The organism is Desulfosarcina ovata subsp. ovata (assembly GCF_009689005.1).
GTDB classification, from domain to species: domain Bacteria; phylum Desulfobacterota; class Desulfobacteria; order Desulfobacterales; family Desulfosarcinaceae; genus Desulfosarcina; species Desulfosarcina ovata.
The window spans coordinates 5,811,634-5,835,618 of the sequence record NZ_AP021879.1; the positions used below are offsets into that span (position 1 = coordinate 5,811,634).

Genomic DNA, 23,985 nt, shown 5'->3' on the forward strand with positions numbered 1-23,985 from the left:
GTCGGGAGCCGTTTGCCTGAGGCTGGCGGAAATAATTCTGCCAGATCGCGCCGGATTTGGGGTCGTCTACAAGGCGCCGCCACCGGTGCATATCGGGAATATGTGCCTGTGGCGGCAACGCGGTAGACGGGCACAAAGACAAACAGGATGGTGGAATTATTTCTTTCCGCCAGCCTGAAGTGCGTCACTGACCAGGGTGCATGTTTCCCAGGATTCTTTCTGGCTGAAGAATTTTTCCAGGAAGGCGTGATTGAAGGCGTGGCCGGAGCAGTGGGTGACCACATGCCCCATGATCGGCATGCCGATGAGGGAGAAATCGCCGATCAGGTCCAACGCCTTGTGGCGAACGAATTCATCTGCAAAGCGCAGGCCCCCTTCGTTGAGGACGCGATCGGTATCGATAACCAGGGCATTCTCCAACGATCCTCCCCGGCCCAGGCCATAGCGTTTCATCATTTCCACTTCATGGAGAAAACCGAACGTCCGCGCCGTGCAGATCTCTTTCCTGAAAATTTCCGGGGTGACGACAAAATCACACGTCTGGGTGCCGATCAGCGGATGATTGTAGACAATGGTACAGGTAATTCTGAATTGATCGGCCGGGTAAACGGTCACGGACTTGCCGTTTTCCGCCAGGGTGATGGGGGTATTGACTTTGAAGTAACATTTGCTGCCCTCCTCCTGACGGAGGATGCCGGCGGACTGGATCAATTCCGTAAACGGGCCTGCGCTGCCATCCATGATGGGCAGCTCGTAGGCATCCACTTCGACAATGGCGTTGTCGATGGACATGCCACTGAACCCGGCCATTAAATGTTCCACCGTGGAAACGATACAGCCCTCGGCACCGATGACGGTGGCCAGGCTGGTGTCGACCACATTGTTGAAGTGGGCGGTGACGCCGGGGCGACCGGGCAGATCGGTGCGGACAAAACGAATACCGTGGTTTGCCGGTGCCGGCAGGAGGGTCAGATTGACGATATTTCCTGAATGAACGCCGATGCCGGTGCTGCTGACCGGTTTGGCCAGGGTGTGCTGATGGTTAACCATTTTTCAAAATATCCTGTCACGCTAACAATCCGGGACGTCATCAATTCGGAAGGGCATGTTGGTTGTTGGATCGCTGCGATCCCCGGTGGCCTGCTTGATGGCAATCCGGGCGGCAGCGGATGCCGCATCAATGCTGGGCAATCTTAATCACCCCTTTATTTTTTGACAATAGCTAAATGGTATTTAAGCCGTGGAATGCTATCAAAATGCGTTTTATAGGCGAACTAATGCTTAATATCTTAATAGTTGACATATGAAATAAAGGCCGCTAAGTTTTGCAACGATAGCGTCATCGTGTATTGTGCGGGTTCTGTCTGTCACTGGATATAACAGCCACTGATCCACGATGAGTCAACTATTGGACACCTGACATGCAAGGAGGAGATATGTTCAGCAAAGCGTTCGTTCCATACAAGGGGTACTGGAGTTCACCGTTCAGCCGTTGGCAGGGGATGATACAAAACGAGGATTCGGTATATCTGGGTGCGTCGGCGGCCAAACAGTTTTTTGCCCTGCGCGGGTATACGGTGGACCTGTTCGACAGCATTGTGTTCGGTACGACGATTCCCCAGAAGAGCTGGTTTTACGCATCTCCCCATTTTGCTTCGCTGATGGGCAACCCGATGATCAGCGGGCCGCTGATGGCCCAGGCCTGTGCCACCTCCACGGTATCACTGAACTATGCGGCCAACTGCGTGGAGACCGGCGGCAACCAGACCGTGCTGGTGGCCACCACGGACCGGATGTCCAACGGTCCCAACATCTTGTGGCCCAACCCGAATGGCCCCGGCGGTCAGCCCACCTTCGAAAGCTGGGTGATGGACGGTTTCGCCATGGATCCCATGGCCGAGACCAGCCCAACGGGTACGGCCGAGAACGTGGCCAAGAAACACGGGTTCACCCGCGAGCAGTCCGATGCCATGGCCATTGCGCGGTACAACAAATACACCGACGCCCTGAAGAACGACCGTGAATTCCAGAAGCGCTACATGCTGCCGCTGGAGATTCAGGTTTCCCGGAAAAAGACCGTGATGTTCGAAGAAGACGAGGGGATTACGCCCTGCACCGAAGAGGGCATGGCCCGGTTGAAAACCAAACCCGGGTGCGTGCTGACCTTCGGCGCCCAGACCCATCCGGCCGACGGCAACGCCGGCATGATCGTGACCACGAAGGAGAAGGCCGACGAGCTTTCTGCCGACAAGGCCGTGACCATTCAGCTGATTGCTTACGGGGCGGCCCGGGCGGACAAGGCCCACATGCCCGAGGCAGCCACCTTTGCGGCCCAGAACAGCCTGAAGAATGCCGGCCTGGCCGTATCCGACATGGCGGCGGTGAAAACGCACAACCCCTTCACGATCAATGACCTGACCATGCAGAAGATTTTGGGTGTCGATGAAAAGATCTTCAACAACTACGGAAGTTCCATGATTTTCGGGCATCCCCAGGGCCCCACGACCATGCGTCTGTTCATCGAACTGATCGAGGAACTGGTGATTCTGGGCGGCGGTTACGGCCTTCTGTCCGGTTGCGCGGCCGGCGACAGCGGTGCATCCCTGATCGTCAAGGTCAACTGATTCCATTCGTAGCGACCACCGGCGGCCTCGCAGCAGGTTGCCCGTGGTTCCGTCCACCCGGCGCTGAGCGTGGCCGGATGACAAGGAGAAGCGAGCATGGCAAACGAAAAGAAACTCTACCCGTCCTTTCAGAACCCCTATCTGATCGAACCGACAATTTCCCTGCCCGATGAAATGGCGGTGGTTGGTGCCGGTCATATCGGCCCGGATATCGCGTACTATCTGCGTACCGGTATGCCGGATAAGAAACTCTACCTGGTCGACGTGGTCGAGGAGCCGCTTAAAAAGGCCGAGGCCCGGTTCAAGGGGTACGCAGACAAGGCCGTCCAAAAGAAGAAGATGAAGCCTGAGCAGGCGGAGAAGGTGCTCGGCAACATCGTCTACACCACCGACTATGCCCAATTGAAAAACTGCGGGCTGGTGATCGAGGCGGCCACGGAAAATCTGGCGCTGAAAAAGAAAATCTTCGCCAACCTGGAGGCGGCCACCAGCAAGGAGGCCCTCCTGACCTCCAACACCAGCGGCATCCCGGCCAACGAGATTTTCGCCGACATGCAGTATCCGGGACGCAGCACGATTACCCATTTTTTCGCTCCGGCGTGGCGCAGCCTGCCCGTGGAGGTGATCAACTGGGAGGGTGCCTCGGACGAGCTGATCAACAACCTGTTGTGGTTCTTTGCCAGTACCGGCAAGGCCCCCCTGGTGACCGACAACGTCTACTCGTTCCTGCTGAACCGCATTTTCGAAAGCTATACCAGCGAGGCGGCTTTTCTGGTCGACAGGGCCACGGCCAAGCAGGTGGACCATGTGGCTGAGGCCATCGTGGCTGCCGGGCCGTTTTTCGTGCTCAACCTGACCGGCGGCAATCCGCTGATCTACGAGTCCCAGACCCGGCGCATGGGTGAAAATGCCTGCTATCAGCCGGCGCACCTGTTGCACTCGGTGGCCCAGTGGACGGTCAACCGACCGGGCACCAAGGTGGACGTGCCCGATGATCTGGCGGGATGGATCAAGGACCGCCTGCTGGGGCTGATCTTCTCCCAGTGCTTCGATATCGCCGACCGCCATGTGGGCACCCGCGCGGACCTCAACTTCGGCAGCATCATCGGTCTGGGCTTTAAAAAGGGCGTGTTTGAACTGATGGCCGACCTGGGTGATGCCGAAGTCAAGCGTATCGCCGACGCCTTTGTCAAGGAACGCCCCGGCTTTCCGGCGCCCACGCGCCCCATCGCCGAGTACACCGATTTTCCCCGCGACATCCTGGTGGACGACAAGGATGGCGTGCGGATCATCACCATGCGCCGGCCCCAGGCGGCCAATGCCCTGAGCGCCTACACCTGCGACGAGATCCTGACCGAACTGAAAAAAGGCGAGCAGGATCCGGCGGTCAAGGGCTTCGTGATCACCGGGTATGGCACCAAGGCCTTCTGTGCCGGTGCCGACATCGGCGGGTTCATCGCCACCCTGGGCAACCATGCGGCCGGCGCCGAGCATTCCCGGAGCAACAGCAAGGTGATTGAGTACATCGACACCATGGACAAGCCCGTAGTGGCGGCGGTCAACGGCCTGGCCATGGGCGGTGGCGTGGAAGTGGCCATGGCCTGCCACAGCCGTGTGGCGGACAAAAAAGCCTTTTTCCAGTTGCCCGAGATCACCCTGGGTATCCTGCCCGGCATGGGCGGAGCGGTGATTCCTTACCGCAAATGGCCCCAGGCCGCCGAGACCTTTCACGGCATGGTGGCCGAGGCCAAACGGCTGACCTGCCAGGATGCCGAAGCCATCGGCATGGTTCAGACGGTGACCAGCAGCTACCCGGAGATGATCCAGGCGGCGCTGGCCGAGGTCGACCGGCTTTCCGGCCAAGTGCCCCGCGCGGCCACGGGCCCGGTGAGCATTCCGGAATTTACGGTACCCGAGGCGCCCAACGCCGGTGGCCTGCCCCTGAGCCGCGAAGCGCTTTCCATTGTGGCCCAATTGGTCAACGAGGGTGCCGCGGCCGACAGCCTCAAGGCGGCCATGGCGATGACCTACGAGCGTTGCGGGGATATCGTTTGTACCGATGCCCCCCGCGAAGGGGTTTTCGCTTTTATGGAAAAACGCAAACCGAACTTTACCAAATAGGATCAATTAAAAAAGCCGGAGGCGCAAGGCGCCACCGGCTTTTTTTAAGACGCGGTTCGACGATTTTACAGCTTGGCGGTTTTCTCACTCGGCCGGATTGACGGCGCCATCCGTTCGGGTATCCTTTTTTAGAATTTCATTGAGGATCGACAGCAGGTCAATCTTTTTCTCAGTTGAATAGTTTTCCAGGAACCCGTTGACCAGACGATTGTTGCTATCGGAAATATCATTCAGCACTTGCCGGCCTTTGGGTGTAATCTCAAGCCGCTTTAAACGATCATCACTCGGATCACTGGATCTGATGATGAATCCGGTTTTTTCCATTCTTTTGGTGATACCGGTCATGTTGGCGCCCGAAACCAGCATGATCCGGTTGATGTCGCGTACCGTATTCTGACCGTTTTCCGAAGCGTCCAAAACCCTGAGCACATTGTACTGCGGGAAGGTCAGATCAAAATTCTTGAACAGCGCCGCAGATTCCTTTTTGAATCGTTCGGCGACCCGGACAACGGCCATCAACACCCGTTCATCAATACTCCGATCATTTTTAAATTTGCTTGTCGACATAATATCCTTCTCGTACGTAAAATAATTTACATATAAATAATTAAAGCTTAAAGTGTCAATAGCAAAATAAGATGCTGTCGCGAAATCGCCCATTTTTTGTATAACTATCGAAAAATTGAAGCATTTTCAACCATCTTGTCCGAAATCCGCTGCTGCCCCCATCTCCACCGATACCTTGACCGGTGACCGCCCATTGATTCTAGATGGCGTCCATCCATAAAAACATTGTTCTTGGTTGGCATGCCTGCTATAAAAACACTTCGTGACTTTTATACGAAGTAACTAATTGTCTTTACCGGAGGTTGGATTTGCTGGCCAGGGTTTTAAGCAGCGCCGTGATCGGTATCGACGCCTATCTGGTTGAGGTCGAGGTGGACATTGCTCAGGGCTTGCCGACCTTTACCACCGTCGGGTTGCCCGAGACGGCCGTGAAAGAGAGCCGCGAGCGGGTCAAGTCAGCCATTGCCAACTCGGGATACCGTTTTCCCGCGGATCGAATCACCGTCAACCTGGCTCCGGCCAACATCAAGAAAGAGGGCACCGGCTTTGACTTGCCCATGGCCCTGGGCATCCTTTCGGCCACCGGCATTATCCCTGAGAACGCACTTCGCGGCTATCTTTTTTTGGGGGAGCTTTCCCTTGACGGTCGCATCAAACCCGTCAATGGTTCCCTGCCCATGGCGATCGCCGCCCGCAATGCCGGTTATCGGGGAATTATCGTTCCCGCGGAAAATGGGCGGGAGGCGTCCGTGGTGGCCGATCTGTGCGTCTACCCGGTTGATACCCTGGGGCAGGTGGTGGATTTTTTGCGCGGCATTACGTCCGTCGCACCACAAAAGGCCGATCTCAAGGCGTTGTTTGACGCCCCCTTGGCGTCGGCGGCTGATTTTGCGGAGGTGATGGGACAGGAAAATGCCAAGCGGGCATTGGAGATCGCCGCCGCCGGGGGCCATAATGTCCTGATGATCGGCCCTCCCGGGTCGGGAAAGACCATGCTGGCGCGGCGCATTCCAACCATTTTGCCGCCCATGTCCTTTGAAGAGGCCATCGAAACCACCAAAATCCTGAGTGTGGTGGGAATGCTGGACCGCCGGCAGCCACTGGTTATTCAGCGTCCCTTCCGCTCCCCCCACCATACGATCTCGGATGCCGGGCTCATCGGCGGCGGTCATGTGCCCCGGCCGGGCGAGGTCAGCCTGGCCCACAATGGCGTCCTGTTTCTGGATGAGTTGCCCGAGTATAAGAAAAATGTCCTGGAGGTGCTGCGCCAGCCGTTGGAGGACCTGCAGGTGACCATCTCACGGGCGGCGTCCACCTTGACCTATCCGTCCAGTTTCATGCTCATTGCGGCCATGAACCCCTGCCCGTGCGGATATCTGGCCGATCCCCGGCATGCCTGCCGATGTACGGCCCATCAGATTCAGCGATACCGTGCCAAAATATCGGGGCCGCTGTTGGACCGCATCGACATTCATGTGGAAGTACCGGCAGTGCCGCACAAAGATTTGGTGGGCACGCTTGAAAGCGAGCCATCCACGGCCATCCGTCAGCGGGTGGTGGCGGCCCGCCAGATCCAGCGTCAACGGTTTAGGCGCACGAACGTGTATAACAACGCCCAGATGGCCAGCCGGCATATTCGTAAGCATTGCCATATCGATCGTGATGCGGAAGGCGTGCTGACGGCGGCGATCGAGCGACTGGGGCTTTCTGCCCGGGCCTACAACCGGATCTTGAAAATTTCACGAACCATTGCCGATCTGGAAGCGATGGCCGAGATCAAGATGCATCATGTGACCGAGGCGATCCAGTACCGGAGCCTGGATCGTTCAAAGCAGAATCTATAGGCATGCTGCTATAGCATTTAAGATAATGTTTTTGGCAAGGCCAGAGGGAGGAAGCTGTATAAGTCATACCGCGACGACCGATAACGCAGCCCAAAAGCATTATCTTGAATGCTATATGTTTACATACCAGCTTCCGTCTTTCCTATTAGATTGGCAATACGGGGATCAATATGAATTGCTTCTGGCTTACCCTTCTCGAGTAAGCTGAAGTCGGGATGCAATGGGTTCAGCACGAAGTTGCTTTCAATCGGGACAATTGTTGAAGGAACTTCTAAAATCGGGAACTGTTTGTCATCGAGCCATTTTTTCCCCACCGCGACTGATTCAGGTCCGATCGGAAGGCTATTCCAATTTTTTGGTAATTTTGATTTGGGTAAAGATTGTACTCTTTTCGGGCTAAATGATACCGGAATTACCACAAAACTGTTGATGTCGCTATCATCTTCCAAATGAACGATCAACTCAAGAATGGCAAGTGAAAGGCTCTCCGCACAATAAACAGCGGGATAACCAACCGGATTCCAGCGACCACCCCACAACTTAGCGCCTTCGCCGCTAAGCGCCTCATTTATGTATTTTTCTTTGGTAATTCGCCAGGCCGTGCATTTCATCCAGGAAAGACTCCATGGTCAATTCGGCCTAGCAGCTTGATCACTTCATTGGCGCCGATATAGGTGTCGGCATACTCTAAGGGAATCCGACCGCCTAACCCCCTGGCCGGTTTCTTCAGCCAGCGTCTTGCCTTTTCGCTGCTGCCAAAAACTTCAGCAGCCATTTCATAAACCTGGGTCAATCGAAGCACACGCTCAGATTCTGCGGTATTAAAACGACCATTCACCCTGCGTCGGCTGAGTGTACGCCTTGGGATTTGTACAATCTTCGCCAAAGAATTATCGCTAAGATCGAGGCGTTTACGCAGGTCGTCAAAGGATTCAACGGGAAATCCAGCTTTCAGTTGGTGAATAAGCTGGTCTGCATTGACGGAATGGGTGCTGGTAGCGAGGTATTGCATGATGATCTTCCTATCAATAAGCGGGCATTTGGCATTACTATAAGAGCCATCTGCCTTTCTGTAAAGTTCTTTCTAAATTAAAACCGGTTCTACACCTCATGCATCTGTAATCGATACGATGCTGTGGTTGGGTATTGTTATGATGTCGTTTCAGGCAGTTTGGCACTGGTTCAGTTCAATCGGTAATTTAGATGGGAGAATGCCAATTTTCCCTTTCATAACAGATAGTTGTGCTCAATAGGACAGGTTTTTCAGATCTGCCATAATATGTTGATATTATTGAATTACCTATTCAACTGAACCAGTGCCCATGACTGGAGAAGATGTAAAAATCAGTTTTTGAGATCCCGCTTGAGCTGGATGCCATACTTGCGCATGCGGTTCCAGACCGTCACGCGATTGATGCCGAGCAGCCGCGCGGCCTGGCTCTGGTTGCCGCCGGCGGCCTGCAGGGCCTTGACCAGCTGCCGGCGCTCGTCATTTTCCGGTGGGGCAAACGGCTCGGCAGCCGTCGAAACGGCAGGCCTTGGTTTGGCCAGCATGTGCGGCGGAAGATGGTCGCTATCGATGGTGTCCTTGCCGGCAACGGTGAACGCATACTCCAGGGCACTTTTCATCTCCCTGACATTGCCGGGCCAGGAGTAGTCCATGAAGCGGTTCAGGGCCTCACGCGTCAACCCGCGAATCGGTTTGCCCGTGCGCAGCTCCAGGCGCTTGATGAAAGTATTGACCAGCAGTGGGATATCGTCCCGACGGTCGCGTAGCGGCGGCAAATGAATGGGAATCACGTTGATCCGGAAGTAAAGATCCTCACGAAAGCGTTTCTGGTCGATCAGTTCCAGCAGATTGCGGTTGGTGGCGGTGATAATTCTTACATCCGTGGAAATGGGCCGGTTATCCCCCACCCGTTCGAACTGACGGGTTTCCAGCACCCGCAGCAGTTTGATCTGGATGGAAAGGGGGATGTCACCGATTTCGTCCAGGAAGAGGTCACCCCCATTGGCGGATTCGAAACGGCCCATGCGATCACGGAATGCACCGGTAAAAGAACCTTTCACATGGCCGAAAAGCTCGCTTTCCAGAAGGGATTCGTTCAACGCGGCACAATTGAGCTGGACGAAAGGACCGTTGCTTCTGCGGCCCTTTTCGTGGATGGCCCTGGCCACCATCTCCTTGCCGGTCCCGCTCTCGCCAAAAATAATGATCGGGGCGTCACTGACGGCCGCTTTCTCGATGATGTCAAATACCACCTTCATCGGGTCGCTGCTGCCGGTGATACCACTGAACGCGTTGGTTTCATCCAGTTGGCGTGAGAGGATTTCGACTTTCCGGTCCAGGCGGTCCAGTTCGCTCAAATCGGTCAACGTTTCCACGGCGCCCAGAACCGTCCCATCGTCGTCACGCAGCACGGAGGCATTTTTCAGGGCAGGCAGGAACGTGCCATCCTTTTTCCGGATCGTGCAGCGGCAGCGACGCATCTCCGACTGTCCGGCATCAAAGAGTTTACACCAGCCATCCCCCTGGTTGTTGATGGCCATTTCACAGGCCTGGCATTCCAGCAGGGTGCATGGCTGGCCGGTCACCTCGTCGGCGGTGTAACCGGTCATTTCCTCAAAGGACCGGTTGACCGAAAGAATGCGTCCTGCCTGGCTGATGACCAACAGTGCTTCGTTCATGGTGTTGATGACCCGTTCCCAGTGGCGGTTGAGTTCGCCGATCTGCATGATCTGGTTCCTTTTTACCCCGGTATGGATGTCACTGATATGGCCACCAGGTGTTTAAACACATGTTTAAGCACCTATCAATCATTTAAATATCTTTTTTCCTCGTTCCGAATCACACCCATCTGAAAATCAATAAATATGCTGTAATAAATCAATATGTTTTCCAAATTATTGAAATCAACCTGCCGACCGGCACGCGAATTGATCACTCCCTCGCAGAGACAACCGTTTTGTGTATTGGCAATCTCCAACGGGAGCCGCGTGATCATGGGGCCGTGCATGCGTCTCAACCTCGATGAACTCCCCTGGCCGGTCAATGTGCTGACTTTCAACCGGGCGATCGATGGAATGCAGCCCGGCGACATCATCATGGCCACGATCGCGGATGCCCACGTTGTCGATAACCTGAAGCGGATTCTCGGCAGTCTGCCCGACCTGTTTTTCGATGTCGTGCAAAAAAAAAGAGGCTACCACATCCGGGTTATTCGCAAATAATGATAGGGAGGTGCTATGGGGATCAACAGACGCGATTTTTTTAAAATTCTAACCGCCGCCGGTACCGCCGCAGCCGGATCGGCCCGGCCCGCCCGCGCATGGCAGTCTAGGGCGCCATCGGACCCGGTCGGCTGTCTGGTGGATCTGACCCGCTGTATCGGCTGCCGCAAATGCGAAGAGGCCTGCAACCGGGTCAACGGACTACCGGCGCCGGATCGGCGTTTCGAAGACCTGACCGTGCTGGACCGCAATCGCCGCCCCGATGAGCGTACCTACACGGTGGTCAACCGGTATACGTCGGAGATGATTGACGAACGCGACCAACTGATCCCGACCTTTGTCAAACTGCAATGCATGCACTGCCAGGATCCGGCATGTGCCTCGGCCTGTATCGTGGGGGCCCTGTCCAAAAAGGAAAACGGTGCGGTGCACTACGACGTAAGCAAATGCATCGGCTGCCGCTACTGTATGGTGGCCTGCCCGTTCGAGATCCCGGCCTATGAGTACCACGACCCCATCACCCCAAGGGTAATGAAGTGCACGTTCTGCTACGAGCGCGTACAGACGGAAAACAAACTTCCCGGGTGCGCCGAGATCTGCCCGGTGGAGGCCATCACCTTCGGCCGACGCAGTGACATATTGGCCGAGGCCAAACGACGCATCAAAAATAATCCCGGCCGCTACATCGATCATGTGTATGGTGAGAAAGAGGTCGGCGGCACGAGTTGGATGTACCTCTCGGGGGTGCCGTTTGAAAAGCTGGGCTTCAACAGCCTGCCGGAAACGCCCATGCCCCGGCTGGCGGAGACGATCCAACACAGCCTGTTCAGCTACCTGTGGTCACCGATTGTGCTCTTCGGCATGCTGGGGGGGGTGATGTGGGCGTCGAAAGACAAAGGCGACCGCGCCGACAACCACAAGGACGGAGGTGACCGATGAGCCATCAGGCAGCGCCTGTCAAGGCGAAATTCTGGACTCCCGGTGTGGTCGTTTTGGCCGTGCTCATGGCCGCCGGGGGGGGCGCCATTATCGCGCGGTTCATCGGCGGTATCGGCTATGTCTCCAACCTGACCACCGCGCGGCCCTGGGGGTTGTGGATCGGGGTGGACGTGGCCTCCGGCGTGGCCCTGGCCGCCGGAGGGTTTACCACCGCTTTCCTGGCCCACATCATCGGCCGCCACTATTACGAGGCCGTTGTCCGTCCGGCCCTGCTCACCGCCATGCTGGGATATACTTTTGTCGTCCTGGGGCTTTTGGTGGATATCGGTCGCAGCTGGGCCATCTGGAAGCCCATGCTCTACTGGAACCCCACCTCGGTGCTGTTCGAGGTGGCCATGTGCGTGATGTTCTACCTCAACGTACTTTACCTCGAATTTCTGCCCATTGTCGTCGAACGCTTCAAGGGACGGGTCAACCTGCCCGGACCGCTGGCGGCCCTGAATGCGCCCGTGGACGGGCTGCTGCGCCTGGCCGACGCGGTTCTGCCGAAAATCATGTGGGTGTTCATCATTCTTGGCGTGGTGCTCTCCTGCATGCACCAGTCCAGCCTGGGGTCGTTGATGCTGATCGCGCCCACCAAGCTGCATCCGCTCTGGTACACGCCCATCCTGCCGCTTCTGTTTCTCACTTCGGCGATTGCCGTGGGTTATCCCATGGTGGTGTTCGAAACCACCCTGGCCACGACATCCCTTAAACTCGACTCGGAGATGAAGGTGCTGACGCCGCTGACCCGCATCACCATTTTTCTGTTGGGGCTTTACCTGGCCCTCAAGGTGGGCGACATGGTGGTGCGTGGCACCTATGTCTATCTCTTGGATGGAACGGCTCAAACCAATGCGTTTCTCGTCGAACTCATTTTCGGTGTGATCGTGCCCTGGTTGATGCTCCTCTCACCGGCAGTGCGCCGCTCCCGACGCGGGCTGTTCATCGCCTGCACGCTGATCGTTGTCGGGGTGCTGGTCAATCGTCTGAATGTGTTCGTCGTGGGATACCGCCCGCCCATCAGCGAAGCCAATTATTTTCCGTCCATCGGTGAGATATTGGTCACCGTGGGGCTGATCGCCACATTGATGTTCATTTATCGATTTATCATTACTCATTTACCCGTCTTAGCCAGACCGGAACAGGAGGTTCGTCCATGAGCATAACAGGACCGGTTCATCGACTATTTTTCACCATTGTCCTGACCGGGATTTGTTTGATTGTCCCAGTTCAGGCCGCCGCGCCGCCGACAGAGGCACCGCAGCCGGCGGCAGCGACCCAATGGGTCGCCCCGGACCAGGAAGCTGCCAAGAAGCGGGCCGCCGAGGTGGTTCCTTTCGTGGAAGGCGTACGCGATGAATGCCGCCTGTGCCGGCAGCAGCGACTCCGGGACCAGGGCCTGGGCGTCAAGGATCAGTCGGAAAGCTATTTTCTGCTGGACAGCCCGATCATTCGCCAAACCGAAGACCACTACGGTCCGGTGCGCTTCATGCACAGCAAACACGCCGTGGTGACCAAGGACTGTGCCTTGTGCCACCACCATCGGCCCCTGGATGAATCGGCGTCGGAAACCGTGCGCTGCTCGGCCTGTCACCAGCAGCCGTTCCAGAAAAGCCATCCCGAACGGCTGGGGCTCAAGGCGGCCTATCACCAGCAGTGCATGGGCTGCCACCGGGAGATGGACAAGGGTCCCATCGACTGTGCCGGCTGTCATCGCAAAAACGTTCCCGATCACAAGGAAAAGATTCAACTGGCGGAAAACCCGGAACCATCCCAGGTGACGGCGGAATGCCTGCGCTGCCATCAGGCAGCCGGCGAAGACATGCTCAAATCCGCCCACTGGCTCTGGAAGGGTCCCTCTCCGAACACCCTCGACCACGGAAAAAGGGTCGATCTCGGTAAGGCCACCATTGCCACGAACAACTTCTGAATCAGCATCACCAGCAACGAGGCTCGTTGCACCAGTTGTCACGCCGGCTATGGTTGGAAAGACGATTCCTTTGATTTTACCGATATGACCAAAATCGACTGCCTGGTGTGTCACGATACCACCGGCACTTACAAGAAAACGCCCACGGCGGCGGGTATGCCGGATTCGTCCGTAGATCTGGTGGCCGTGGCCAAAAGCGTCGGCCTGACGTCCCGCAAAACCTGCGGAGACTGTCACTTCAACGGTGGCGGCGGCGAGGCGGTCAAACATGCCGATCTCTCACGTCAACTGCTAAAACCGCCGCGTAATTGCGACATTCACATGGGGGGGTACGATTTTCAATGTTCCGAGTGCCATCGTACCCGCAACCACAAGATCGCCGGTCGCAGTTCCTCGGTTCCCGTGGTGGAGGGCAGCATGTCGTGTACGGGCTGTCATTCAAATACGCCTCATTACGGGGACGACCTTTTGGATCACCATCTGAACAAGCACTGCAACAACATCAGTTGCAACACCTGCCATGCTCCGCTTTACGCCAAATGCAAGCCCACCAAAGTGTTCTGGGATTGGTCAAAGGCGGGGGACAAGGCGCGTGAAGTGATCAAAGATAAATACGGGATGGACGATTATCTCTGGAAAAAAGGCGAGTTTATCTGGAAGGAGTCGGCCAAGCCGGTTTACGCCTGGTACGGCGGATTCATGAAACGGGTGCTTTTGGGCGACCCGTTGGACCGAAGTCTGCCGGAGATCAACATCACCGAGCCGGTGGGCTCCATCAACGATCCCAATTCCAAAATCTCTCCGTTCAAGATCATGAAGGGGACCCAGGCGGTGGATGCCGAGTATGACTACCTGCTCGTTCCCCATCTATATCCCCGGGACAAGAATGACACGACCGCCTACTGGAAACACCGTGACTGGCAGAAGGCCTTTGCGGACGGAATGAAGGCGGCCGATATGAAATATTCCGGCAAGTACGAATGGATTAGAACCAATATGTACTGGGGTGTCGAACACGAGGTGATGCCGGCCGACATGGCGCTTTCCTGCGTGCAATGCCACGCCAGCCTCAAGGGCGAGCGGACATGCGACCGCTGCCACCAGGACAATCGCGATGTCGATTTCAAGTCCATTGCCCACAAAGGCACCGACTTTTCCTACATGGCCTCAATGGGCCGGGATGTCAGCCATCTGGTCGGCAGCACAGACTATATCGACTTCAAATCTTTGGGGTACAAGGGCGATCCCATTATTTACGGCGGGCGATTCAAGAAACTGCCCATGGGATATAAGGCGCAAGAATAATTATATCATCCCAATCGATTGACAATGTCCCGGCCAGCCCATTCTCCCCGTATTGGGGAGAATGGGCTGGCCGGGATCGCTATCGCACCCGCAAATACCTCTATAGTCATCCCGAGTGAACCCCATTGATGCGATCTATCCAACTCGCCCCTATCATGGAAAAGTTTAATTATCGATTTGACAGGCGAGTTTAATTTCTTTAATTTAGAGCATATATTCACCATGTTGAAGCCCATTCACGGTGACGTTCTCACTTACCACAAACGCGAGCGTTACGGGTAACGTTTCTATTTTTGTGGAAAATTGATTTCCGCAGATAATAGATATCCCTGTTTTGTGAACGTGAAACAAGGCTTTTGCAACCATCAACGAAAGGAGCAAACCATGGCAGAAGAAGTGGCGGTCGGGTGTGCCCGGCCCACTGGCGGACCCGTCGGTGAAGAGGTACCAGAAAACGCGAATGAGACAATCGTTGCACCAACCAAGGAGGAGACGAAAATGATTCATGTCGGTGAAAAAGCACCCGATTTTGTGGCTCCGGGATATCAGAAGGGCAAGTTCATCAACGCCAAGCTGTCGGATTATCTGGGCAAATGGGTGCTGCTCTGTTTTTACCCCGGTGATTTCACCTTTGTATGAGCCACTGAAATTTCGGCGGTCGCCGAAACTTATCCTGAATTTCAGAAGCTGGGCGTTGAAATTCTCTCCATGAGCATCGACAGCATGTTCGTGCATAAGATGTGGGATGATCATGAACTATCCAAGATGGTGGATGGTGGGGTGCCCTTTCCCATGTTGTCGGATGCCGGAGGCAAGGTGGGAAAATTGTTTGGTATATACAACGATGCCGCCGGCGTGGAAAACCGGGGCCGCTTCATCATCGACCCGGACGGCGTTATTCAGGGATACGAGGTGCTGACGCCACCGGTGGGTCGCAATGTGCAGGAAACCCTGAGACAGGTTCAAGCCTTCCAGCTGATCCGCAAGACCAAGGGAGCAGAGGCCACACCATCGGGATGGCGACCCGGTAAGATGACCCTCAAGCCGGGTCCGGATCTGGTCGGCAACGTCTGGAAGGAGTGGAAAACAAGCATGGCGTTCGACTAATATTGCAGGCTGATGGGTTCCCCGGCAGGCTCGTCTGTTGGCAGCGGCCGGGGTCCCCATGGCCACCTTCAACAATATTTACAGAAAGGAGATGGACATGTATTTCAATCAAATCGCCGTTCCCGGGTTGGGGTGTCTTTCCTACGTGATCGGCTGTCCGCGGGCCAAGGCCATGGCCGTGGTCGATCCGAAACGCGATGTGCAGGACTATCTGGAGATTGCCCGTGAGGAGGGCATGCAGATCACCCACATCATCAACACCCATGTGCATGCCGATCATGTCAGCGGCGATCAGGAATTGCGCTTGGCAACGGGCGCGGATATCTATATCCACGAAAGTGCCCCGGTCGAATACAAACACAAGGATCTTAAAGAGGGGGACGTTTTCGATCTCGGCGCCGCCAAAATTGAAGTGTTGCATACACCCGGACACACCCCCAACTCCATCTCCATGCTGGTAACCGACAAGGCCAGATCCGAGGAGCCGGAAATGCTGCTCACCGGTGATCTGCTTTTCGTCGGCGACATCGGACGTCCCGATCTGCCCGGTGCGGAGATTCTCGATGAACAGGTCGAAAATTTGTACAACAGCCTTTACGTCAAGCTGGCCAACTACCCGGATCATCTGGAAGTGTTTCCGGCCCACGGCGAAGGCTCGCTGTGCGGGCGGGGCATGAGTGCCAAGAAAAGTTCCACCCTCGGTTACGAACGTCGGGCCAATCCCATGCTGCGATTCGAATCCTTCGAGGCGTTTAAAAAGGAGGTGATGTCGGTTTTCCCCGCCCGGCCCAAAAGCTTTTCCCACATCATCCAGACCAATCTCAAAGGGGCGGCCACCCTGGACGCCTGCCCCATGGACAAGAGCCTGACGCCCAAGCAGTTCGAAGAGATGATGAACGATGGCGCCGTCGTCATCGATGCCCGTGACTCGGCCGGCTTTGGTGGTTTTCACATCCCCGGCAGTATCAACATCGGGTTCGAGAAGCAGCTGGCCAACTGGGTCGGCATGGTAGTGGACCCCAGCTCGGAAATTCTCTTGGTGGTGGATGACCGCGAAGATTACGACCGCATGGTCACCGAGCTGCATCGCATTGGTTATGATCTGATTTTCGGTTATCTTTCCGGTGGCATCATGGCGTGGCTGATGAGCGGGCGGCCCGTGGACCAGTTGGAACAGATCTCTCCCCAGCAGTTGTCCGAGCGCCTGGAAAGCAGCAACATCCGTGTTATCGACGTGCGTACGCCAGCCGAATGGGAGGCCGGCCGAATCAAATGGGCCAAGCATCTGCCGCTTTCGGACATTCTCGCGGGTCATCTCCCCGAAGAGGAAAAAGATGAAGAGATCGTCCTGCAATGCGGCAGCGGTTATCGTTCTAACATCGCGGCCAGCATCCTGCGCCAGGCGGGATTTTCGCGGGCCAAATCCCTGGCCGGCGGTATTTTCGCGTGGTCCAACGCGGGGTTGCAGTTGGTCGCTGCTTAATTGGGGTTAGGATCGGGGATGAGAATTTTGGCTGCCGGATCTCTTTTTAAAGAGCATCCGGCAACTTTTTTATGCGGTCTTCACCCCAATGTTGCATTGGGGGGTCATGTTTCGATTTGCTTTGATTGTCTTTATTCATACCGGCATTTCTTGGCACAGGGCACCACGGGCACACACACCGCTACCGGTAATTTTCATCATTTTTTTATGAGCATATGCAAAAGAAAGCTTGACGTTTCCTGTGCCTGTGCTTAAGTTGATTTTGAACAAATACTCGTTAGAGCGCCTGATTTCCTGCAGGCCAACGGGGCATCAACCATAACCTTGAGGTAATCCCATGAAAAAAGAACCGACCGGCGTCAACATTATGGACAAACCGCCGGAACCCAGTCCGGACGAAAAGGCCAGGCAATCTCTCGGTCTGATTAAAAACAAAATCATCGTCATGAGCGGAAAAGGCGGTGTCGGCAAATCCAGTGTATCCGTCAACCTGGCCATCTCCCTGGCAGACAAAGGGTTTAAGGTCGGATTGCTGGATGTCGATATTCACGGTCCCGACATCCCCAGGATGCTGGGGCTTATGGGAATGATGGCGGCCAACGCAAATAGAAAGCTGGACCCCATGCGATATTCCGACAACCTGTCGGCGGTGTCCATTGAATCGCTCATGTCTGACAAGGATGATGCCATCATCTGGCGCGGACCGGCCAAGCACGGTGCCATCCGACAGTTCATCGGCGAAGTCGAATGGGGGGACCTGGACTACCTGATCATCGATTCGCCCCCGGGAACCGGTGATGAACCCCTGACCGTGGCCCAGCTGATCAAGGACGCCCGGGCCATCATCGTAACCACGCCCCAGGAAGTCGCTCTGGCGGATGTAAGAAAATCCATCAATTTCTGTCGGACGGTCAAAATGGAAATTCTCGGCCTGATAGAGAACATGAGCAGCTACACCTGCCCCCACTGCGGAAAACCGGTCGACATTTTCGGTTCCGGGGGCGGTGAACGTACCGCCGCCTTGGCCGGGTTGAACCTGCTTGGACGGATTCCCTTCGATCCCGATATCGTGAAGTGCGGGGATGCCGGTGCCTCCTATCAGAAGCAGTATTCCGAAACCCCGGCGACCCGTGTTTTCGGTGAAATCGCATCAAAAATATCCGATGCCACCCAAAGTTGATGAACCAACGCCGAGGGTGAGTCGCAGGATCATAAACCAAATAAGGAGATCACAAAATGAAAATCGCAATCAGTGCTGCCGGTCAAAATCTTGAATCAACCGTCGATGAACGCTTTGGCCGATGTCAGTATTTTATTATCCTTGAAACGGACGACATGAGTTACGAAGTGATTGAAAACACCAATGCCAACCTGTCGGGCAGTGCTGGCATCCAATCGGCCAGTCTAGTCGCATCCAAAGGCGTAGAGGCCGTTATTACCGGCAACTGCGGCCCCAAAGCCATGCAGGTTTTCGCCGAGACGACGATCAAGGTAATCATCGGTCAACACGGAATGATCAAAGACGTTGTCGAGAAGTTTAAAAACGGAGTTCTCAGCCCATCGACCCGCGGGAACGTTCCCGAGAAATCCGGGGTCGTGCAGTCCGCATCCGTACCAGGCGTCCAACAGCCAGGCATGGCCGGTGGTGGCCGGGGTATGGGTGGCGGTGGCGGCCGAGGCATGGGCGGTTGCGGTGGCCGGGGCATGGGCGGGGGCGGTCGGGGCATGGGTGGCGGCGGTGGCCGAGGCATGGGCGGCGGCCGAGGTATGGGTGGTCGACGATAGCACCCTTCCGATCCCGGCCTTCCGGGTGTTAGGCGATTAATGTCAAAGAATATGTCCGCCTGCTTGTCTTTTCATCCGTCTTCTGCGTTGGGCTTTTCCACACATAGCCCCACTATGCGTAAAAAAGCCCGCCTTGAATACGAATGAAAATCCTGTGCATCCTGGTATATGCTTATCCGCCAATCGCCTTAAAAAATGGAAAGAAATGAGCCATCCATGAAACAACCCGACTATCGATATCTTTTCGGTCCGGTGCCATCCCGTCGTTTCGGGCGCTCCCTGGGAATTGACCTAACGCCTTACAAAACTTGCAGCCTGGATTGTGTCTTCTGCCAGTTAGGCCGTACGCCGCAAAAAACGTTAGATAGAAAAGTGTACGTCCCCACAGCCAATGTCATTGCTGAAATCGACCACTGGCTGCAAACCGATGGCAATGCGGATTACCTGACCCTCTCCGGATCCGGCGAACCCACCCTGCATGCCGAGTTTGGCCGGGTGCTGGCGTTTCTCCGCGATCAGCCCATTCCGTCGGTGCTGTTAACCAACGGCACCCTTTTAAACGTACCGGAAGTACGGGAAGCCGCTGCCCTGGCCCGGGTGGTCAAAGTTTCGCTGAGCGCCTGGGATCAGAAATCTTTCGAGTGGGTCAACCGCCCTCATCCTCAACTTGCATTCAAATCATTTTTCGATGGATTAAAACAATTCCGCAACAGCTATGACGGTCAGTTGTGGCTGGAGGTCTTCCTGCTTTCCGGTATTAACGCCATGGCCATCGATGTTGAAAAAATTGCCCTCCTGGCGCGCCAGCTGAAGCCGGACCGCATCCATCTCAACACCATCGCCCGGCCTCCGGCCGAGAATTTTGCCGCGGCCGTATCCATGGACCAGATGGAGGTGCTTGCCAGCCTGTTCGACCCACCGGCCCAGATCGCCGCCGGATTCAGCAACGAGCGCTCGGAAACGATTAAAGCCAATGAAGAAACCATTCTTGCCATGCTCAAACGCCGGCCCTGCACCATCCAACATATCCAAACGGCATTCGGGATGCATATCAACGAAGTCTCCAAATACCTGGGGCTGCTCATGAAGAAGGAACAGATTCACGCCGATTTAAAAAACCAGGAGGTTTATTACCGGTCCATTTGAGTGGTCGTGAATGGTAAGGATCGGTTATGAAGGCAGTTACCATGACAGAAAAGGAACGTTACTTAACGTTACCAACAAATCAAACCGGATCTAGCGGCAGGGCTGTCCCTACTCCTCGTCTCCGCCGCCCATCTCGATATCCCGGCAGTCTGGGTCGCTGAAACAGGGCGCGCTTTCGAGGGTCATCAGTTGGACGCCTTTTTCAAGGCGTTCAGCAATGAATTTTTTGCCACAAATACTGCAATAGACATATACGGGGGCATAATTATCCGGCAGACTGAGAACGGTCTGCTGACCACAGTACGGACAATCACCGACATCTTCCCCGGACACGGGTTTGGCTAAGGCTGCACTGTTCATGGTAATCCCTCCATGTTTTTTTATTTCAATAACAATCTCCGATGACCGTCATACAGATAAGAATCACGAATCGTGCCAAATGGATGGCAGGCAGATGACGTGCAAACAGTGGCTGATGGTAAGGACAGAGGATTGGGGAGGGTATGTCTCGCTCTTTTCTTTGTTAACTCGATTCTTGGGGCCGATTATCTGCGGCCACCCGGAGGCCGGCCAGGTTCAGATCATGCGTATGATACGGCGTAATTATTTCTTGCCGGGTCCCTTATTTCCATATAGAAAAATCGGTATGAACAAACTTCAAGCCATGGCCCGTTCAATGATGCTCTTCAGCGAGGCGGGCCTAAATCCCAAAAGCAAGGAATACCGAACTTTGCGCCGATTGATTGCCTTTAAAATCGACCGATTGGGGCCTGATGCAGCGCTGGAGCAGATCCGCAGAGACAAGGATGAACTGCTGGCCCAAATGAAATTGATATTGTTTTAGGGGATCTCTTCAATCTGCATGCCGTGGGCCAACAGCAGCGCCGCCGTCACCCCCAATACCGGCCGATATCCCTGGGGCCAGGCACCGTCGGCAGGCAGGCGCAACGTCGCGGAACCGCAGGACGGGCTTTTGGCTTTCAGACAGCAACGCCGGATACCATGATCCTCGGCCATTTCGAGGGTCCGCCGGGCCCCTTGGATGAAGGCCTGGGTGCGATCCGCGCCGAATCGATCGACCACCGTTGCCCGGCCTGCCAGCACATCGGCCCCGTCACCGCCAACCAGGCTACAGGCGGTCCGCGGGGTGGACAATCCCCCCAACTGCTCCGGGCATATTGGTAAGACGCCGTCCCGTGCCTGACAATTCATGAATCGTGGATGGGATTTGCTCCGTCCGTCATAACGGCAGGGCTGACCGCAAAGGCAGGCACTGACAAGAATCATGGTGCGGGTGCGGAAGCAATTTCTTCCGGTTCTTCCTGGGTCTGAATCCAGAGATCACAATTTGCCAGGTAGGTCAGCGCAGCGTGATGGTGCCCGACGTCCGGGTACTTTTCCACCACGGCAAGAAAACGATTTTTGGCCGCTTTGTAATTCTTCTGTTTGTAGTAGAACACGCCGACATAAAATTCATGTTCGGAAAGGTTCTGATAGCAGGCCACCATGTCATTCCTGGCCATGCTGGCATAGGCGTCGTCCGGATATTGCCGAGCCAGCCGCTGGTAGGTTTCAAGTGCCTTTGCCGTATGCGATGGGTCCTGATCGGGCGTCCCCATCTGGTTGAAGTAGGACCGACCGATACGATAAATCACGTAAGGAATGGCTTCGTTGCGTGGATGCAACTGTTCGAACGACTCGTAGGCAAAAATGGCATCGGCGTATGATTTAAGATTGAAATGCGCATCAGCAATCTTCAGTTCAGCCAGGATCGCGTATTTTGAGAAAGGATACCAGTCACGCAATTTTTCAAAAGATTCGATCGCTTTTATATAATGGCCGTTGCTAAACAGGTCGACACCGTCCTGAACCAGTTCCTGGGCGGTTTTATCCCCTCGATGGCCTTCAAACCAAGCACATCCTGAACAGACCAGCAACACGCTCATGCAGACAAGCAGCAAACGTTTCATTAGTGTCAATATCCTGCTGCAAAAGGGAACCCGGAAATTCCCATGGGTAAAACCACCACCGGCGATGACTTTTTAACAAGGCATCGCCGGCCAGTTGGCGATCAGAAAAGGAATGCAATTACATTAGGAGAGAACACTGTTAAGGGCCTCTTCCAGTTTGGCTTTCGCGACCATGCCGGTAATCTGATCCGACACTTCGCCATTTTTGAAGAAAATCAGCGTGGGAATTGCTTTAATGCCGAACTTGCCCGGCGTTACGGGGTTGTCGTCCACGTTGCACTTGGTGAACTTTACTTTATCTCCGTAAGCGTCGGCCAGTTCGTCCAGAATGGGTCCGATCGCTTTACAGGGACCGCACCACGGAGCCCAGAAATCAACCACGACGGGTTGCTCGCTTTTAATGACCTGAGCATCAAAACTACTGTCCTCTATTTCCATGATACCGGCTGCCATATTGGATTGTCCTTTCGATTAAAGTTGGGGATGGCTGAGAAACCTCATCCAACATAATAACAAGCCCCATTATTGTCAACTGTTCCCTGCGACCCCGGCTGTGGCCGGCGGGGTCCCAAAAGGACCGCTTCAGACGGCATTTTTAGCGGTATCGGCCCACTGGCAGGCCCGCAGGTAGAAAGCCGGGATTTTGGCATCATCGGACTTGAGCGCTTCAGCAAGTTGAGTGATCTCTGACCAGCGCCCGTTTTCATAAGCCGTCACCAGTTCGATAAACCTGGCCAGGCGGCCCTTTTTGTGGATCAGAGCAAGTTTTATCGAATCGGTAAGCGGCAGTTCCCCGAGAACCTTGTCCATTGGCTGATCCGTTACCGCGTCGATCAGGGAAAACATCCCCAGGGTGAACATTTCCGACGGAGACGTCCTTTCCCGGGCATCATCGCTTAGCAATTCACAAAACTTGCCGCGCACGCAGGCCATACGAATCAACTCGTCGGGCTTGCCCTTTGCCAATCGGGACATGGCGACCAGGGAGACAAAACGGCGAATCTCATTTTCGCCCAGATAAACGAGGGCCTGCTTGACAGATGAAAGCTTGCGGACACGGGCGAAAAATACGGAATTGACATATTTTAGCAATTTATAGGAAATGCCCATGTCTCTGACGATGATATTTTCAAGGTCCTTCAAACTGAAACGCCCGCTGTTAATCTGAGCCATGATCATCATCAGGTTCAGCTGGAAACCTTGAACCTCACGTCCTTGAACAATTTCCGGCTTGCAGAAAAAATAGCCCTGAAACAGATCGAAGCCCATCTGTAGGGCCGATTCAAATTCTTCGATGCTTTCCACTTTCTCGGCCAGCAGATGCAGACGATCGATAGGCAGTCGCTTCAGATCGGCATTGAGTTCTGTTGCCGGTGTCAGACGGAAATCAAACTTAATAATATCGGCCAGGGCGATCAGGGGATCGAGTTCCGGCGCATACACGAAATCGTCCAGCGCAAGGGTATAGCCGGCGGCAGACAACTCCTCGCAGGAATTGATCAGGGCCGGACCGGGTTGGACATCTTCGAGAATTTCGACAACGGTGGTTTCCTTGGGCAAAAGCAAGGGGATTTTGTTTTCCAGAAGATTCTGGGTGAAGTTGATAAACGTTTTTTTCCCCTCTGCGAGGGCGTTGATACCGATGGTGAAAAACGTATTGGCCAGCAGGGTCTTTGTTGCCACATCCCCATGAATGACCGGTACCTGGTTGACCGCACCGTCTCGAAACAGCAGTTCATAGGCGACCACCGCCTTTTTTTTGTTGAAGATGGGCTGCCGGGCAACGTAAACATCTTCCATTTCAACCTCACCCCCATGGGATCACTTCATTGGTGATCGGAACGGAACAAGCGGCAAAAAATCCCCTCCTCCAGGCCATCGGGCAGGCGGA

At 55.1% G+C, this 23,985-nt stretch carries 23 protein-coding genes; 13 read left to right on the top strand and 10 right to left on the bottom strand.

Translation table 11 applies throughout. The features are described 5' to 3' along the window. Positions 1 to 156: 156 nt before the first annotated feature. A complete protein-coding gene (gene lpxC / locus GN112_RS25435) occupies positions 157 to 1,050 on the bottom strand; it encodes a UDP-3-O-acyl-N-acetylglucosamine deacetylase (RefSeq protein WP_155312750.1) in 894 nt (297 codons plus the stop codon). Positions 1,051 to 1,436: 386 nt separating this feature from the next. On the opposite strand from lpxC, the gene GN112_RS25440 reads away from it, so the two are divergent. Next, positions 1,437 to 2,624, top strand: a complete 1,188-nt coding sequence (locus GN112_RS25440) for a thiolase family protein (RefSeq protein WP_155312751.1) — start codon at positions 1,437 to 1,439, stop codon at positions 2,622 to 2,624. 96 nt (positions 2,625 to 2,720) lie between these two features. After that, the gene (locus GN112_RS25445; RefSeq protein WP_155312752.1) at positions 2,721 to 4,745 is read left to right on the top strand and encodes a 3-hydroxyacyl-CoA dehydrogenase/enoyl-CoA hydratase family protein; all 2,025 of its coding nucleotides are present in this window, start codon (positions 2,721 to 2,723) and stop codon (positions 4,743 to 4,745) included. An 84-nt stretch (positions 4,746 to 4,829) separates the two neighbouring features. Here GN112_RS25445 and GN112_RS25450 read toward each other — a convergent pair whose 3' ends face one another. Then, positions 4,830 to 5,312, bottom strand: coding sequence for a MarR family winged helix-turn-helix transcriptional regulator (locus GN112_RS25450; protein ID WP_155312753.1), 483 nt, complete (start codon positions 5,310 to 5,312; stop codon positions 4,830 to 4,832). A gap of 308 nt (positions 5,313 to 5,620) precedes the next feature. Between GN112_RS25450 and GN112_RS25455 the strand changes: the two genes are divergently transcribed. Beyond that, the gene (locus GN112_RS25455; protein ID WP_155312754.1) at positions 5,621 to 7,156 is read left to right on the top strand and encodes a YifB family Mg chelatase-like AAA ATPase; all 1,536 of its coding nucleotides are present in this window, start codon (positions 5,621 to 5,623) and stop codon (positions 7,154 to 7,156) included. 119 nt (positions 7,157 to 7,275) lie between these two features. On the opposite strand, the gene GN112_RS25460 is transcribed toward GN112_RS25455, so the two are convergent. The 3 genes from GN112_RS25460 to GN112_RS25470 form a co-directional block, all read right to left on the bottom strand. Continuing rightward, the gene (locus GN112_RS25460; protein ID WP_155312755.1) at positions 7,276 to 7,767 is read right to left on the bottom strand and encodes an RES family NAD+ phosphorylase; all 492 of its coding nucleotides are present in this window, start codon (positions 7,765 to 7,767) and stop codon (positions 7,276 to 7,278) included. Next, on the bottom strand, positions 7,764 to 8,168 hold the full coding sequence (gene parS / locus GN112_RS25465; RefSeq protein WP_155312756.1) for an Xre family toxin-antitoxin system antitoxin: 405 nt from the start codon (positions 8,166 to 8,168) through the stop codon (positions 7,764 to 7,766). Before parS ends, GN112_RS25460 begins: the two co-directional genes overlap by 4 nt. A 332-nt stretch (positions 8,169 to 8,500) precedes the next feature. Next, a complete protein-coding gene (locus GN112_RS25470) occupies positions 8,501 to 9,892 on the bottom strand; it encodes a sigma-54 interaction domain-containing protein (protein WP_155312757.1) in 1,392 nt (463 codons plus the stop codon). Between the two features lie 267 nt (positions 9,893 to 10,159). On the opposite strand from GN112_RS25470, the gene GN112_RS25475 reads away from it, so the two are divergent. The 9 genes from GN112_RS25475 (at position 10,160) to GN112_RS25520 (ending at position 20,124) form a co-directional block, all read left to right on the top strand. Beyond that, positions 10,160 to 10,387: a hypothetical protein gene (locus tag GN112_RS25475; protein WP_155312758.1), complete on the top strand. Its 228-nt coding sequence runs from the start codon at positions 10,160 to 10,162 to the stop codon at positions 10,385 to 10,387. 15 nt (positions 10,388 to 10,402) lie between these two features. Further along, positions 10,403 to 11,326: a hydrogenase 2 operon protein HybA gene (gene hybA / locus GN112_RS25480; RefSeq protein ID WP_155312759.1), complete on the top strand. Its 924-nt coding sequence runs from the start codon at positions 10,403 to 10,405 to the stop codon at positions 11,324 to 11,326. After that, complete coding sequence (gene nrfD / locus GN112_RS25485; RefSeq protein WP_155312760.1) at positions 11,323 to 12,528, top strand: NrfD/PsrC family molybdoenzyme membrane anchor subunit; 1,206 nt, start codon at positions 11,323 to 11,325, stop codon at positions 12,526 to 12,528. Before hybA ends, nrfD begins: the two co-directional genes overlap by 4 nt. Next, entirely contained in the window at positions 12,525 to 14,603 is a 2,079-nt protein-coding gene (locus GN112_RS35065; protein WP_155312761.1) for a tetrathionate reductase family octaheme c-type cytochrome, read from the top strand. Before nrfD ends, GN112_RS35065 begins: the two co-directional genes overlap by 4 nt. Positions 14,604 to 14,987: 384 nt before the next feature. Beyond that, a complete protein-coding gene (gene prxU, locus GN112_RS34585; protein ID WP_231717139.1) occupies positions 14,988 to 15,710 on the top strand; it encodes a thioredoxin-dependent peroxiredoxin in 723 nt (240 codons plus the stop codon). 97 nt (positions 15,711 to 15,807) lie between these two features. Then, positions 15,808 to 17,193 carry an MBL fold metallo-hydrolase gene (locus GN112_RS25505; RefSeq protein ID WP_155312764.1) on the top strand — a complete coding sequence of 462 codons (1,386 nt, stop codon included), beginning with the start codon at positions 15,808 to 15,810 and terminating at the stop codon, positions 17,191 to 17,193. A gap of 337 nt (positions 17,194 to 17,530) precedes the next feature. Beyond that, positions 17,531 to 18,373, top strand: coding sequence for an Mrp/NBP35 family ATP-binding protein (locus GN112_RS25510; protein ID WP_331457545.1), 843 nt, complete (start codon positions 17,531 to 17,533; stop codon positions 18,371 to 18,373). A 56-nt stretch (positions 18,374 to 18,429) separates the two neighbouring features. Continuing rightward, positions 18,430 to 18,978: a NifB/NifX family molybdenum-iron cluster-binding protein gene (locus GN112_RS25515; protein WP_155312765.1), complete on the top strand. Its 549-nt coding sequence runs from the start codon at positions 18,430 to 18,432 to the stop codon at positions 18,976 to 18,978. 216 nt (positions 18,979 to 19,194) lie between these two features. Continuing rightward, positions 19,195 to 20,124, top strand: coding sequence for a radical SAM protein (locus tag GN112_RS25520; protein ID WP_162459121.1), 930 nt, complete (start codon positions 19,195 to 19,197; stop codon positions 20,122 to 20,124). Positions 20,125 to 20,232: 108 nt separating this feature from the next. Here the strand turns inward: GN112_RS25520 and GN112_RS25525 are convergent, their stop codons facing one another. After that, entirely contained in the window at positions 20,233 to 20,484 is a 252-nt protein-coding gene (locus GN112_RS25525) for a hypothetical protein (RefSeq protein WP_155312767.1), read from the bottom strand. A gap of 286 nt (positions 20,485 to 20,770) precedes the next feature. On the opposite strand from GN112_RS25525, the gene GN112_RS25530 reads away from it, so the two are divergent. Further along, on the top strand, positions 20,771 to 20,968 hold the full coding sequence (locus tag GN112_RS25530; protein WP_155312768.1) for a hypothetical protein: 198 nt from the start codon (positions 20,771 to 20,773) through the stop codon (positions 20,966 to 20,968). Here GN112_RS25530 and GN112_RS25535 read toward each other — a convergent pair. From GN112_RS25535 to GN112_RS25550, 4 genes are all read right to left on the bottom strand, one after another. Next, complete coding sequence (locus GN112_RS25535; protein WP_155312769.1) at positions 20,965 to 21,411, bottom strand: 2-thiouracil desulfurase family protein; 447 nt, start codon at positions 21,409 to 21,411, stop codon at positions 20,965 to 20,967. The two genes, GN112_RS25530 and GN112_RS25535, sit on opposite strands and share 4 nt — an antisense overlap. Next, positions 21,408 to 22,094, bottom strand: coding sequence for an outer membrane protein assembly factor BamD (locus GN112_RS25540; protein ID WP_155312770.1), 687 nt, complete (start codon positions 22,092 to 22,094; stop codon positions 21,408 to 21,410). The genes GN112_RS25535 and GN112_RS25540 overlap by 4 nt, the downstream gene beginning before the upstream one ends. A 123-nt stretch (positions 22,095 to 22,217) precedes the next feature. Then, positions 22,218 to 22,547, bottom strand: coding sequence for a thioredoxin (trxA, locus tag GN112_RS25545; RefSeq protein ID WP_155312771.1), 330 nt, complete (start codon positions 22,545 to 22,547; stop codon positions 22,218 to 22,220). A 129-nt stretch (positions 22,548 to 22,676) separates the two neighbouring features. Further along, positions 22,677 to 23,894, bottom strand: coding sequence for an EAL and HDOD domain-containing protein (locus GN112_RS25550; RefSeq protein WP_155312772.1), 1,218 nt, complete (start codon positions 23,892 to 23,894; stop codon positions 22,677 to 22,679). Positions 23,895 to 23,985 lie beyond the last annotated feature (91 nt).